Origin of the sequence: Neobacillus sp. PS3-12 (assembly GCF_030915385.1) — a bacterium.
GTDB lineage: Bacteria > Bacillota > Bacilli > Bacillales > Cytobacillaceae > JAEVLT01.
This window is the reverse complement of sequence record NZ_CP133268.1, coordinates 4,696,929-4,710,620: the sequence shown is the minus strand read 5'-3', so window position 1 is coordinate 4,710,620 and position 13,692 is coordinate 4,696,929. Positions and strand designations below refer to the sequence as shown.

16 protein-coding genes and 1 pseudogene are annotated in these 13,692 nt (G+C 37.1%); 1 reads left to right on the top strand and 16 read right to left on the bottom strand.

What is annotated here, in order from left to right:
- Window positions 1-6: 6 nt before the first annotated feature.
- The 13 genes and pseudogenes from RCG17_RS23750 to RCG17_RS23690 all read right to left on the bottom strand — a co-directional run bounded on the left by RCG17_RS23750 (window position 7) and on the right by RCG17_RS23690 (window position 9,051).
- The gene (locus tag RCG17_RS23750; protein ID WP_308172491.1) at window positions 7-711 is read right to left on the bottom strand and encodes an ABC transporter ATP-binding protein; all 705 of its coding nucleotides are present in this window, start codon (window positions 709-711) and stop codon (window positions 7-9) included.
- Window positions 698-1,480: an ABC transporter ATP-binding protein gene (locus tag RCG17_RS23745; protein WP_308172490.1), complete on the bottom strand. Its 783-nt coding sequence runs from the start codon at window positions 1,478-1,480 to the stop codon at window positions 698-700. The genes RCG17_RS23750 and RCG17_RS23745 overlap by 14 nt, the downstream gene beginning before the upstream one ends.
- Window positions 1,455-2,459, bottom strand: a complete 1,005-nt coding sequence (locus tag RCG17_RS23740) for a branched-chain amino acid ABC transporter permease (RefSeq protein ID WP_308172489.1) — start codon at window positions 2,457-2,459, stop codon at window positions 1,455-1,457. The genes RCG17_RS23745 and RCG17_RS23740 overlap by 26 nt, the downstream gene beginning before the upstream one ends.
- Window positions 2,456-2,992 (bottom strand): branched-chain amino acid ABC transporter permease, encoded by a 537-nt coding sequence (locus RCG17_RS23735; protein ID WP_308172488.1) that lies wholly within the window; start codon window positions 2,990-2,992, stop codon window positions 2,456-2,458. Before RCG17_RS23735 ends, RCG17_RS23740 begins: the two co-directional genes overlap by 4 nt.
- Window positions 2,973-3,332, bottom strand: a complete 360-nt coding sequence (locus RCG17_RS23730; RefSeq protein WP_308172487.1) for a branched-chain amino acid ABC transporter permease — start codon at window positions 3,330-3,332, stop codon at window positions 2,973-2,975. Before RCG17_RS23730 ends, RCG17_RS23735 begins: the two co-directional genes overlap by 20 nt.
- 58 nt (window positions 3,333-3,390) lie before the next feature.
- Window positions 3,391-4,563, bottom strand: a complete 1,173-nt coding sequence (locus RCG17_RS23725; RefSeq protein ID WP_308172486.1) for an ABC transporter substrate-binding protein — start codon at window positions 4,561-4,563, stop codon at window positions 3,391-3,393.
- 228 nt (window positions 4,564-4,791) lie between these two features.
- Complete coding sequence (locus tag RCG17_RS23720; protein WP_308172485.1) at window positions 4,792-5,046, bottom strand: hypothetical protein; 255 nt, start codon at window positions 5,044-5,046, stop codon at window positions 4,792-4,794.
- Between the two features lie 496 nt (window positions 5,047-5,542).
- Window positions 5,543-6,994: a degradosome RNA helicase CshA gene (locus tag RCG17_RS23715; protein ID WP_308172484.1), complete on the bottom strand. Its 1,452-nt coding sequence runs from the start codon at window positions 6,992-6,994 to the stop codon at window positions 5,543-5,545.
- A 207-nt stretch (window positions 6,995-7,201) separates the two neighbouring features.
- On the bottom strand, window positions 7,202-7,405 hold the full coding sequence (locus RCG17_RS23710) for a cold-shock protein (protein ID WP_308172483.1): 204 nt from the start codon (window positions 7,403-7,405) through the stop codon (window positions 7,202-7,204).
- A 151-nt stretch (window positions 7,406-7,556) separates the two neighbouring features.
- A pseudogene (locus tag RCG17_RS23705) lies at window positions 7,557-7,730 on the bottom strand (ATP-dependent DNA ligase); the annotation flags it as partial.
- A 39-nt stretch (window positions 7,731-7,769) separates the two neighbouring features.
- Window positions 7,770-8,051, bottom strand: a complete 282-nt coding sequence (locus RCG17_RS23700; protein ID WP_308172482.1) for a DnaB-like helicase N-terminal domain-containing protein — start codon at window positions 8,049-8,051, stop codon at window positions 7,770-7,772.
- Window positions 8,048-8,311: a DnaD domain protein gene (locus RCG17_RS23695; RefSeq protein ID WP_308172481.1), complete on the bottom strand. Its 264-nt coding sequence runs from the start codon at window positions 8,309-8,311 to the stop codon at window positions 8,048-8,050. The genes RCG17_RS23700 and RCG17_RS23695 overlap by 4 nt, the downstream gene beginning before the upstream one ends.
- 98 nt (window positions 8,312-8,409) lie before the next feature.
- Window positions 8,410-9,051, bottom strand: a complete 642-nt coding sequence (locus RCG17_RS23690; protein WP_308172480.1) for an FMN-dependent NADH-azoreductase — start codon at window positions 9,049-9,051, stop codon at window positions 8,410-8,412.
- A gap of 86 nt (window positions 9,052-9,137) precedes the next feature.
- Between RCG17_RS23690 and RCG17_RS23685 the strand changes: the two genes are divergently transcribed.
- A complete protein-coding gene (locus RCG17_RS23685; RefSeq protein WP_308172479.1) occupies window positions 9,138-10,073 on the top strand; it encodes a helix-turn-helix transcriptional regulator in 936 nt (311 codons plus the stop codon).
- Window positions 10,074-10,168: 95 nt separating this feature from the next.
- Here RCG17_RS23685 and RCG17_RS23680 read toward each other — a convergent pair whose 3' ends face one another.
- The 3 genes from RCG17_RS23680 to RCG17_RS23670 all read right to left on the bottom strand — a co-directional run bounded on the left by RCG17_RS23680 (window position 10,169) and on the right by RCG17_RS23670 (window position 13,447).
- Window positions 10,169-10,363 (bottom strand): DnaB-like helicase N-terminal domain-containing protein, encoded by a 195-nt coding sequence (locus RCG17_RS23680; protein WP_308172478.1) that lies wholly within the window; start codon window positions 10,361-10,363, stop codon window positions 10,169-10,171.
- A gap of 28 nt (window positions 10,364-10,391) precedes the next feature.
- The gene (locus tag RCG17_RS23675; RefSeq protein WP_308172477.1) at window positions 10,392-11,378 is read right to left on the bottom strand and encodes a DnaD domain-containing protein; all 987 of its coding nucleotides are present in this window, start codon (window positions 11,376-11,378) and stop codon (window positions 10,392-10,394) included.
- Between the two features lie 218 nt (window positions 11,379-11,596).
- Window positions 11,597-13,447 carry a sigma-54 interaction domain-containing protein gene (locus RCG17_RS23670; protein WP_308172476.1) on the bottom strand — a complete coding sequence of 617 codons (1,851 nt, stop codon included), beginning with the start codon at window positions 13,445-13,447 and terminating at the stop codon, window positions 11,597-11,599.
- Window positions 13,448-13,692: the final 245 nt, after the last annotated feature.

Sequence of the window (13,692 nt, the reverse complement as noted above, 5' to 3'; positions counted from 1 at the left end):
TTCATTTTATGAGCCTAAGTATGCTTTCATAATTTGCTCGTCCTTCAATAGTTCCGAAGATTTGCCTGTAAGTTTAATTTCTCCTGTTTCGAGTACATAGGCACGCTCAGAAACTTCTAAGGCAAGATTAGCATTTTGTTCAACTAACAAAATCGTAATCCCTGTATCTCTAATTTTTTCAATAAATTCAAAAACCTTGTCAATAATAACGGGAGCTAACCCTAATGAAGGTTCATCGAGAATGATTAGCTTAGGTTTTGCAAGCAGAGCGCGGCTAATTGCCAGCATTTGCTGCTCCCCGCCAGATAATGTTCCCGCATCTTGATTCTTTCGGTCTTTTAATATTGGGAAGAGCGAGAAGACCTCCTCCAGATCCTTTTCGATCCCTTTTTTATCTTTTCTTTGATAAGCACCAATTCTTAAATTCTCCATAACGGTCATTCCGCTAAAAATTTTTCTCCCTTCCGGGACATGAGAAATTCCAATACTGACAATTTTTTCAGGAGGAATGCTAGTAAGGTCTTTTCCTTCAAATGTAATGCTTCCTTGCTTTGGACGAATAAGGCCAGAAATTGTTTTGAGTAAGGTTGATTTACCTGCTCCATTTGAACCAATCAGTGTTACAATTTCTCCTTGTTTGACTTCAATCGAAATATCCTTTAATGCTTGGACACTTCCGTAATTTACTTGAAGGTTTTTAACCGTGAGCATGTTGTTTCCTCCTTCCCAAGTACGCCTCAACAACTTCCGAATTGGATATTACTTTTTCATATGTTCCCTGATCTATCTTTTTACCAAAGTTTAAAACTGTAATTTCATCACAAATTCCTTTTACTAATTTCATATCATGTTCAATTAAGAAAATGGTTTTGCCTTCTTCTTTCAATTTTTTGACTAAATCCATCAACTCATCTGTTTCCACAGGATTCAAACCAGCTGCAGGTTCATCAAGGAAAATAAGCTCGGCACCGGTTGCGATCGCCCGAACAATTTCAATTTTCCGCTGAATTCCTTGTGGCAGATCATTTGCATTCAGTTCTTTAAGATGTGTCATTTCATATTTTTCAAGAAGCTCGTTAACAAATTTCTTTTTTTCGTATTCTTCTGATTTATATTTTTTGGAATAGAAAAGTGCGTCGATAAATTTATATGAAAGGCTGGTATGTGAGGCCAACATAATATTTTCAAACACGGTATGATCCTTTAATAATCGTATATTTTGAAACGTTCGAGAAATGCCAAGGGCAGAAACCTTATGAGGGCCTAATGCTGTAATGTCTTCACCTTTAAAGAAGATCTTACCCTCAGTTGGTTTATAAATTCCGGTCAGTAAATTAAACATGGTTGTTTTACCTGCACCATTTGGGCCGATTAATCCAAATATAATTCCAGGCTTAACAGAAAGACTAACTTGGTTAACTGCAACAATTCCACCAAATTTGATTGATAACTGGTCAGTTTGTAGGATGTACTGGCTCATTGGCATTGCCTCCTTCTACTTCTACTGCTACTCCTTTTAATTTAGAGGTGAAAATACCTTTTGTTTTTACAATCAGGCCATTTAAGCCTTTAGGGGCAAATGTAACAATAATAATAATTAAAATCGAATAGATGAGCATCTGATATTCAGCGAAGGGCCGTAAGTATTCCGTTAACAGGGTTATAAATAATCCACCAAGGACAGAGCCTAATACGCTGCCTATACCACCAATCAGTAACATTAAAAGTATGTTAATGGACATCGATAAATTAAAGGTTTCAGGGCTTAAAAACTGGATGAAACAACCATACAGTGCCCCTGCTAACCCGGCGATGGCTGCACTCCATATAAACGCCAATACTTTGTAATAGGCCACATTAATTCCCATGGCACTTGCGGTAATTTCATCTGTACGAATGGCTAATAAGGCACGGCCCATCTTTGTCGATTTCATTCGATTGGAGATATAAACAATGAGTAAAATCAAGATCAAGCCTAAGTAATAGTAATGTGCTTTTGAAGTAAAATCGATCGCTCCAATTGCCTCCGGTGCAGGTATGCCGCTTAATCCCATTGGCCCATTGGTAAGCTCTGTCCAGTTATTTAATACCAGATAGACAATGACACCAAATCCCAAAGTACCGATCCCAAAGAAGTGACCGCGCAGCCTTAAGAATGGGTAACCAATCAAAAATCCGATCAATCCGGCGATTAAGGCCCCGCACAAAATTGAGAGATAAACAGGAGTTCCTTTCATGGATAAAATGGCTGATGCATAAGCTCCGATCCCGTAGAAGGCTGCGTGCCCAAGGGAAATTTGGCCAGTAAAGCCGGCAATGATATTTAAGCTAAGTACAAGTAAAATATTAATCCCACCGACAACAAGGATATGGATAAAATAATCATTTGGAAATAAAACCGGAACAAAGAACAATACTATTAGACCGCATAGATAGGAAATTAGTTTAGTTTTCATCATACCTTCTCCTGTACATTTTTTCCAAATAGTCCTTCTGGCTTAAATAATAAAATAAGGATCATGATGACAAAGGCGAATACATCTTTATACTCCGAAGAGATATAACCTGCCGCATAGGTTTCTACCAATCCAATGATTAACCCGCCTACAATGGCTCCTGGAATATTCCCAACGCCTCCAAGCAGTACAACTACAAACGCCTTCATTGTACTCATTACTCCCATTGTGGGATACACGCTAAAGATCGGAGCAAGGAGTGCACCTGCGGATGCTGCCAAAGCTGAACCTATTGCAAAGGTGGTAACGATAACAGTGGTTGCTTTAATGCCCATTAACTGTGCAGTTTCCATATCAAATGCACAAGCCCTCATTGCGATACCAATTTTCGTCCGCTGAATAACAAAATAGAGGATAGAGATTATGATAAAAGAAAAAATGAAGATAAATAGTCGGTGACCGTTAATAGTAACTCCGCCTAAATTAAAATTAATTTTTGAAAAGGGAGAGACGATATTATGAGGGTCCTGGACCAACAATAATTTGCATTAAATTTTGTAAAAGAATAGAAACAGCGAGGGATGTTACAAGCAAATTAATACCATCGGATTTTCGCAACGGCCGAAATGCTACGCGTTCCAGAACTAATCCAAGAACCCCAACAACAACCATGGCAATAAAGATGGCAGCCAAGTAAGGTATGTTTAATCCCGTAGCAATTCCAAGAGTGACAAATGCACCTACCATTAACAGTTCACCATGAGCAAAATTTAGGATATTCAACATCCCAAAGATCATGGTCAATCCTAAAGCGATTAATACATAACTGCTTCCCAGTACAAGTCCATTTATTGTTTGCTGCAAAAGCTCTATCATGATTTGCCTCCTTTTTTTAATTAAGGTGAGACCCATTATGAATCCCACCTAAATAAAGTTACTTCGATTCCCCGATCGGAACACGTGTACCGTTATGAACTTTTACAAATAGCATTTTCTTTTTGGCTTGTCCATTCTGATCGAACGTCGTTGGACCTGTAACACCTGGTAAATCTTTTAATTTAGCCATTGCCTTCTTAATTGCTTCTCTGTCATCGGAACCTGCTTTTTTAATTGCATCAGCAAGAATATACATCGCTTCATACCCGCTTGCTGCGTACATATCAGGATTCACGCCATATGCTTTTTTGTAATTTTCCACAAAGCTTTTTGAATCTGGGAAATAATTGTATGCACCCGGTTCAAAATAACTTACGTGAACCATTCCCTCTGCAGCACCTTCTGACAGCTTATAAAATGTATCATTTGTAAAGCCTCCCAGGCCTAACCATTGCGTTTTAATGCCTAAATTAGCTGCCTCTTTAAGAATTTGAGCACCTTCAGTAATTAAACCGGGAATAAATATTCCATCTGGATGAAGATTCTTAATTTTTGTTAGCTGGGCAGTAAAATCTTTATCACCGAGATTGTAATATTCGATATCTATTACTTTTGCTCCAAGCTTTTCTGCAGTTTTCTTATAATTATCAACTCCGGAATGCCCATAATCTGTATTTTCAGCCAAAATGGCTACCTTCTTAATGCCTAGCTTTTCTGTTGCATATTTTGCTATTGCAGGTCCCTGTGCATTATTTGGCATCAAATTTCTAAACATATATGGATGGCCAGGGCTTGTGATATCATCTGCTGTAGAGCCAGGTGTTATTTGTACCACTTTATTTTGTTGAGTAATCCCACGGACAGCAAGTGTAACTGAAGAGTTAAAATCTCCTAAAATAGCTGAAACTCGATCTTGTGTAATAAGTTTTTGTACAACGTTAACACCCTCGGCAGGTACACCCTTATCGTCTTCAAATTGAACTTCAATTTTACGATTAAGAACGCCCCCCTTATCATTAATTTCCTTTGTGGCTAAGTCTATGGCTTGCTTGAAACTTTTTCCTTGATAGGCTGATCCCCCAGTTAATGGGAAAGCAGCACCAATTTTAATAGGTCCGCCTTTTTCGCTTTTACCGCTTGTTGTGCTGCTACTTTGACAAGCTGTCATTACACACAATACAAAAGTGAAAAGTAGTGCTAAACTAAACTTAATTTTCTTGTTTCTCAACATTTTATCTCCTCCCTTTACCTAACATATTGCAAAAATCGTGCCAAATAAGTTTGGAATTTTTCGCTATTTTCTAAATTTTCAGGTAATACATTGCGTATTTAATTGAACATTTCGAAATCACCGAATTGAAACCGATTCACATTTATTTGCTTTCGATTCGATTATTTCACTTATTTTTACCTAATATCTGATTAGTGAAGTGTTTTAGGTTCGTTAATAAACAATTTTTTAAAAAAAGGATTTTGGAAGGTGAATGTTCATTAGAAAAAAATGAAAAATAGTTTCAGATTCGGTGACAAAAAACTCGTCATCAGATATCCATTCCTCACTAAAAATTTCAGTAGCAGAATCAGTAGACCAGCCGTTGTTTTGGATACACCAGTAATCTCCAGCAGAAATTTTTAAAACATTTGGATACTCACTTGGCTTAGGTAGCTGAATAAAAAGATAAGTCTCGATCTTTTCAGCAAGATACTTTCTCAACACCCCACACTCAAAGAAAGTCAGGAAATACGTGCTTTACATCAATAAGGGAGGTTTAAGGTCAAGTAGACTACAGAGAATATATTTGATGAGAATCTACGACGACTAAAAGAGAGCGAACATCGGTCTCCATAAGTCTACCGAAAAAACACCAATAAAACCGCACGAATGAAAAAATAACTGTGCGTTTAAATATGCAATAGTATCAATATTTGGCGGGACTGCGTGGGAATCGAACCCACCTGACCTGGCACGCATGTAAATGAAATTAAAAATGGTTTCCTGGTCTGGAAACCTACACTTGGTTTACCATTTGTAAGCCCGTATTCAAACAACGCATATAAATAGAACAGCACCTCCTGGTATGATAAATCTATCATTTAAGGAGGTGCTTTTTTATGACATTAAAATAAGTAACCCTGAGGTCGCTTATTAAACAGATTTAGGCAATATGTGTTTTTTTTCGAGCATATCAATGAATGCATCCTTGTTTATATCATAATTCTTTCTTTTTTCGAGAGGTCACGGAAGTCTTTTTACGGTTGCTATTGACTCCCTTTCCCCCTAATTCCCTATTCCCTTTATAGTTTCTCTTTGATTTCTCTTGTACCTTAATTTTCTTATTGGCATATCGGGGTGTCTCGGAAGTTAACTTAACAGGAACATCCATCTGTTCATTGGTCAACAATTTCAAGGCTACTGAAACTAACGCGATCGAATCGTACTGATCGAGCAATTCCCCTGCTGCATATTTAAAGTGTGTGTACTGCTCCTCTTCAACCATTTGAATCATCTTTTCTACTGCGACTCTTTGTATAGACTCCCTTGCCTCTGCTACCGTCGGTATTGATTTACGCTGGATATGCCCTTTCGAGGCTTTTTCAATACTGTGAATCTGTCCTACTTCCCTCGGTGTAGCAAATGTAATAGCTAACCCCGTTTTACCTGCTCGACCCGTTCTGCCGATTCGGTGAACATAACTTTCTGGGTCTTGAGGAATGTCAAAATTGTAGACGTGGGTAACCCCTGAAACATCAATTCCCCTCGCAGCCACATCGGTCGCAACTAAAATGTCAATGTTCCCCTCACGAAATTTATTCATCACAACATCTCGCTGTCGTTGATTTAAATCTCCGTGCAACCCATCAGCAAGATACCCTCTTTTATTCAAGGCATCACTTAATTCATCCACGCGTCTTTTTGTTCTTCCAAAAATCACGGCTAATTCTGGGTTATCTACGTCTAGCAGACGGCAAAGCACTTCAAATTTATCCCGTTCATTAACCTCATAATAAATTTGCTTTACAGTTGGAGCGGTAACTTCTTTCGCTTTCATCTTTACTAACTGTGGATCGTTCATAAACCTTTCCGCAAGATTTTGAATCGGCTTTGGCATGGTTGCAGAGAAGAGCAAGGTTTGTTTTTCTTCAGGGGTCTCTTTTAGGATTCGTTCGATATCCTCCAGAAAGCCCATATCTAACATTTCATCAGCTTCATCCAAAACCACCATTGAGATCCGGTCTAACTTCAACGTTTTACGTTGAATGTGGTCCAAAAGTCTTCCGGGTGTTCCCGTAATAATATGAGGTCCCTTTTTTAATGCCTTGATTTGGCGATCTATAGACTGCCCTCCATAAATAGGGAGAGAGGTTATGCCCATGTATTTTGACAGTCGATTGATCTCTTCTGAAACCTGAATAGCCAATTCTCTTGTCGGTGCAATTGCAATCGCCTGAACATATTTTTTGCTCGTATCCACTTTCTCCAAGATCGGTATGGCGAAGGCAGCCGTCTTTCCTGTCCCTGTTTGTGCTTGACCAATAATGTCCTTCCCCATTAAGACTATGGGAATGGCTTTCTCTTGAATAGGAGATGCTTCTTCAAATCCCATATCCGTAATCGCTCTTATAATGGGTTCACTAATGCCCATTTCCTGAAATGTTGTCATACTCAAAACTCCTTCTATCTGTTTACTATTTTTTATATTGGACTAAATTCCTTAATAAATGCACGATCTGTATGCGATTTTTACAAGCTAATTGCCATTTGATTTACTGTTTTCCATGTTCCCTACTTATTTATAAGTGGGGTTCCTGTTTATAAAAAATAAAAAGCAGACTCCAAAATAAGAGCCTGCCTTCCCTGTTTTGTAAAATTAAGCAGCTTTACGTACGTTTGAAGCTTGAAGTCCACGTTGACCTTTCTCAACGTCAAAAGTCACTGCTTGACCTTCTTCTAAAGTTTTGTAACCTTCGCCTTGAATCGCTGAGAAATGAACGAATACATCGTCTCCACCTTCACGTTCGATGAATCCGAAGCCTTTTTCGCCGTTAAACCATTTTACTGTACCTTTTTCCATTTTTGTTGCCTCCTAGTGTGTTAAAACACACATTGTATTACTATTCTTGCCCTCAGTGAACATCAAGACGAAGCGTTAAAACTTATAACTATCCTTTTACACCGAACAAAAATAACACTTCTTTATGATAGCATATTTTGTAAATATTGCAAATGGACTCATCTAATACCGTACCATTCGGAATATCTATTGTTAATAATTCCGGAAACTTAGCCGAAACCTCCGATATGACGAGTATAAAGCCTTACCTTATTATCAAACTTTGAAAGTATCAGCCTTATACCATCTAGCTTTAATTCCGTAATATATGATCATCATCAAACAGTTCGTTTGTTTTTTATAAAAGCATTGGTGCAAAAAACACTTAGACCAGGGTTCCCGAAACGTGAGGACTTGCTATGCTAGTGCCGGAAAGAGCAGCATATTTCCCTTTCAAATAGGTAATTCCACCAAATGATTCGAGGTCTGGTAAGGTTGTCATTGTAATCACATCAATATTCTTTCCAGCACGCTTTAACTCCACCATTCTTCGCATTAATTCTTGATGACGTGAACTTTCAAGCTGTTCAGGTTGAACCACCGTATCCTTGAGTAAGTACTCCGCTTTCATCAAGCTCCCTAAGAACGTTTTTTCAGCAATGCTCATTCCTCTTCACCTGCCGTCAAATCGAGTTTAAATGCACTTGGAATCGACCTTCCAGCAGGAACAGATCCCTTTATCTGTATAACAGACTTGTGGTTCTCATCAGACGAATCAACTTCTTCTACGGTAAGTAAAGATTCATTTTCCCAGTTTTTGAGAATCCCAACGATATAGTTTAGTTTTCGTTTGTTATTCGGGTAAACACAGGGACGGATCTCTTGTTTCATTATTATGATACAGTAGATCCGTCCCCGTGTTTTCACTACTGATAAATCCAAAACAGCTCTTAAATGAATATTACCTATCAATTTGATGGAAAAAGCAATTTATTTATCAGTTTTTTTATTCTGAGAATATACAATTATTTTTCGTAAAAAAGTCTAAAAGCTTTTTCAAGATTTATATTTGCACTCTCCCACACCTTATCAGCAGACAAGGTATTAGTTCCTTGAGTGCGAACCAAATCAAACTGGCTAAAACCCATGATATTAGTAAACATCTCTTTTAGATAATTTGGGGCAAAATCTAATGCGGTATAACGGTCGTTATTAGTATAGACACCACCTGAAGCTTGCAGTAGAAGCAATCGATAGTCATCAGTCATCAGTCCCACAGAGCCAGATTCTGTGTATTTAAACGTTTCACGAGCGATGATGATATTATCCATGTAGTCTTTTAGTCGAGATGTAATATTAAAATTATGCAGCGGCGTTGAAATTACGATACGATGATAGTCCTTGAATTGTGTCAATAATGCAGCAGATTGTTTGGCAATCACTGCTTCAGTTGAATTTAGTGCTATGTCAGACTTTTGTTTGTCCCAAATAGCAAGTAATCCATCTGTTTCAATTCTTGGAATATCCAAATCATAAAGATTAATGATTGTCAGTTTATTGTCTGGGAATTCATTCTTATACTTTTCAATAAATTTATCTTGCAATTGAACAGAAAAGTGATTGTGGTTTGTAAAATCAGGGTGTGCGTTAATAAGTAAGGTTTTCATATAAAATCTCCTTTGTTTTTGATAAACTAAGTATACTGTTAAAAGGTGACAATATAAGGCACCATTAAACAAAGGCGGAGGAAAAAATGAAAAAAGCAGAACGACTCAATCAAGAACTTATTTTTTTGAGCAATAAACACGAATTTCAATTAAAAGACTTGATGGAAGAGTTTCAGATTTCTAAAAGAACGGCACTAAGAGATATTGAAGAATTGGCTGCGATGGGTTTGCCTTTTTATACAAAAAGTGGCAGATATGGAGGTTATAAATTGATTAACCAAACCTTGCTACCTCCAGTTTATTTCAACAATGATGAAATTCGAGCTATTTTTTTCGCATTGAACGCCCTAAATATTCTCTCAAGCACACCTTTTGAAAAATCATATACACATATCCGACAAAAATTATTTGCTACTTTACCTAAGAATCAGCAAGAATATCTTGATAGGATGCTTGAGGTGGTTCGGTATTATGGTGTTGCTCCAATTAATCCGCCAGAATATCTTGCACTTATCTTAACTGCTATTATGGAAGAAAAAATTGTTCGAATGATATATTCTCAATATGAAACAATCAAAATTGATCTTCAGGTCTATGAATTGTTTTATCGCAATGGCATTTGGTTTTGTAGTGCTTATGAGGTAAATCAAGGAATGTGGGGAACATATCGCTGTGATTATATGTCTGAGTGCGAAATTCTTGAAAAAATTGAACATACCTACTCACTTAAAGAACTGAAGAATTTTCAAGAGGATCACGAAAAGAATTACCACAATATCCCTTTTTGTGCTCAATTAACTTCGTTTGGAAAAGAGCTATTTTTAAAGCATCATTATCCAAATATGGTGCTAGAAGAGAAAGATGGTATCTGTTATCTTACTGGTGGCTATAATGAAACTGAACTCGACTATATGACGCATTATCTTTGTTCATATGGAAAACATGTAAAGATTGAATTTCCAGAACAGCTCAAGGAAAGTTATCTCCAACAACTTGAAGAAATAAAGTCACAATATCTGTGATAATTTTCAATAAACACAGGGACGGATCTCTTTATGATACAGTAGATCCGTCCCCGTGTTTTTCTCGTACCATCAAATTTCTCAATATCTGCATACTATAACAGCTCCGAAAGGTAATACATTCCACCAAATGATTCGAGGTCTGGTAAGGTTGTCAATGTGATTAGATCAATATTCTTTCCAGCACGCTTTAACTCCACCATTCTTCGCATTAATTCTTGATGACGTGTACTTTCAAGCTGTTCAGGTTGAACTACCGTATCCTTGAGTAAGTACTCCGCTTTCATCAAGCTCCCTAAGAACGTTTTTCAGCAAAGCTCATTCCTCTTCACCTGCCGTCAAATCAAGTTTAAATGCACTTGGAATCGACCTTCCAGCAGGAACAGATCCCTTTATCTGTCTAACAGACTTGTGGTTCTCATCAGACGAATCAACTTCTTCTACGGTTAGTAACGATTCATTTTCCCAGTTTTTGAGAATCCCAACGATATAGTTTAGCTTTCGTTTGTTATTCGCAGATGCAATATTCATGGCCTTTACTATCATTTCTTTTGGCTGTAAAAAGCTAGAATCATCTAACCAAGCTAACAGCTGCTGTTTCGCATTTACGTTTGAAAAACCAAATCCATTCGTATCCCAAAACTCAATAATTTCTTCCGCATCTGGATTACTTAGTACCGGAATTTCTAGGTCTGGATTATTTTCTATATTTGGATAGAAGTCTTTTTGTTGTTGTTGTTTTTCTTTTTCTTTTTCTTCTTCTTTTTGTCCACGTATCGTACCACGATTCGTGGACGTATCGTCCAATTCTTCACATTCGGTTATCCATGTATCATTTTCATCTGAATCTCTATCTTTCTTACCTAAAGAAATCTCTTCTTGTTTATAAAAAGATTCGTAGATGCTGCGAATCTCCTGTTTTTGAATCAATTCCGAAACATAAATGATAAGCGAACGATCCTCGACCTCATTTAATTCAGAAAGAATACAATCCATGAGCGGTTTTCCGCCTTTATCAAAGTTCTCTTTTCCCCAATTTTTCAACGCAAGTTCTCTTGTTTTCGGATTGTAACGAATCAACTTGTGATGCTCGATAAATCGATCCATTAACGCATGAACACTTTCTAACGAATAACCCAAATCAAAAGCCATTTGTTTTTTCGTAATTTTATAGATCCCAATTTGAGTCGTTTGCGGATTCGTCTGTAGATAAAGGTAAAAATATCTATCCTCCGGACTCATTTCCTCAACGCAAATCGGATTCGTCCAAAATTCAGTACGCACCATTCGAAATTTTGCCATCATCCACCACTTTCCTTTCTTTTTAACTAAACCTCTTCTCACCCTTTATATAAATTTTAATGAAGTAAAAAGACAGGTTAGTTTTTATGAGAATGTGAATGTTTTGCGACAAAAAAACACCCACAAATGATGACTTGTCACCATATGTGAGTGTTTTATAGAAAATTGGGGTACTTTTATGTTGGGCCCGAAAATCTGTATAGAAAATGAATTTTTTACCGTTACATACTCTCTATTTTCTTGAACTCGTTTTCGATGTAAGATCTATTATGGTCAAACCCGATAATGGCCAATACATTTCCGTCATGATCCTTTATCGGAGCAAAGCTGGTTTTCCATTCACCATAAATATCCTTATATAAAGGGGTTACCCCTGCTATCCCATTCATTGCCTCAAATGCTACTTCCATCATTTCAGGCGGGCCATCATATAAAACTCCAGGTGGAATCACAAAATCTTCATCGGCTACAATCGTCAGCAATTTATTATTGTCTACCGCTTTAAAAATGTAAACCCACTCAATAATTCCTTCTTGTTCCCGTATTTTAGTTAATTTTTTTTGAAGACTTTTAAAGGTCTGAGTCGAAGATGCGGCCCTATGATTGATTAATTCAGTGATCTCTTCCGGATGAATAACAGCAGATGTAACAATAGCCATTGATCGTAATTGCTTATTTAAGTGCTGCTCCAATATTCTTCTTTTATTGGAAGGAGACAGAGCTTCTTGTTGAATTTTCTCGCGGATTTTTTTATATTTCCTGCTCATTGTTGGTTGACTTATATCCAGGACTCTTGCTGCAAGTTTAACTGATTTATATTGATCCATTGCCATTTTAATCAGCTGTTCTTCAACCACATCGACGGCTTCTTGCAGCGGCATAATATGCTGAATAATCGGAGGCTCCTTTAATGCAACCTTTTCACGTGGAATATAGCGGTTAGCTAAGCTGGCATCCACGTCCAACTCCCTGCTTGTGACAACTATTCGTTCAATCGTGTTCTCTAATTGCCGAACATTCCCGGGCCAATCATATAGACAAAATAAATCAATGGCATCTGGCGAAATATTGATATTTCTTTGATATAAGGTATTATACTTGGCTAAAAAATGATAGATAAGGTATGGGATCTCTTCTATTCTTTCTTTTAATGAAGGAATGTGAATCGGCACAACATTTAAACGATAATATAAGTCTTCTCTGAATCGTCCTTCTCTGACCAATTTTTCTAAGGATTGATTCGTTGCGGCTATGATTTGGACGTCGATATCAATCGGTTTTGACGCTCCTAAAGGGGTGACTTCTTTTTCTTGTAAAATTCGTAGTAACTTTACTTGAAGGTTAAGCGGCATTTCTGCAATTTCGTCAAGGAAAATAATCCCTTCATTTGCCTGCTCAAATTTACCCGGTGCGCCATTTTTGTTTGCACCGCTAAACGCTCCGCCCACATAACCGAATAATTCGCTTTCTAATAAATTTTCCGGGATCGCACCACAGTTAACGGCAATAAATGGTTTAGACCTTCTTTTTCCCAATTGATGAACGGTCCTGGCAATCATTTCTTTCCCAACACCGGATTCCCCTAATAAGAGAACGGTTGTTGAAACTTTTGAAACCATTTCTACTATACCAAGTACATCTTTCATAGCCTGACTATGGACCACTATGGAAGGATTCTCATTTAAGTCCATACCCTTAGATACGACTGAATCAGTTAAACGAGTGGAAACACTCTTTAATCCCCATGTCATTAATCCTTCCCTATTACCATTTGTTATGAACACAGTTATCAGAATCGTACTTCCATTCCAGGCCTTTAATTGAAGAGAGTGTACCTCTCTGTTCAATAGTTTTAAAAAGGGGTCACCAAAGAATGAAATTTCCTCCAGTTCAGTTATCGTTTTCCCTTTGAATGAGGCGGAGTTTGCTGACCAAAAATTTTTTAGCTCCCCGTTTCGAAATAAAATCGTTCCTCTTACATTAGTGACAATAATTTCATCGTAAATAGACAGAATACTAGACTGGTAAGCTTCAAGCAGTTGCTCATCTGATAAAATTATGGATTCACCCAATATAACACTTCCTTATATACAGTTTAACTAATTGGATTATTTAAAGATTATTTCATATTAAAATAAAAATTTCAATTATGAATATTCTGAATATGGATGAAAATCTAAAATCAGTAAAAGAACCGCAAAAATACTGCTTTTAAAGTTTGGCACAATTATTGCATTAACATCTATTAACAGAATAATTTTTCAACTATTCATTCCCGAAAGAAAATTATTTTGATCATTCGAAATCGAAGGAGGAT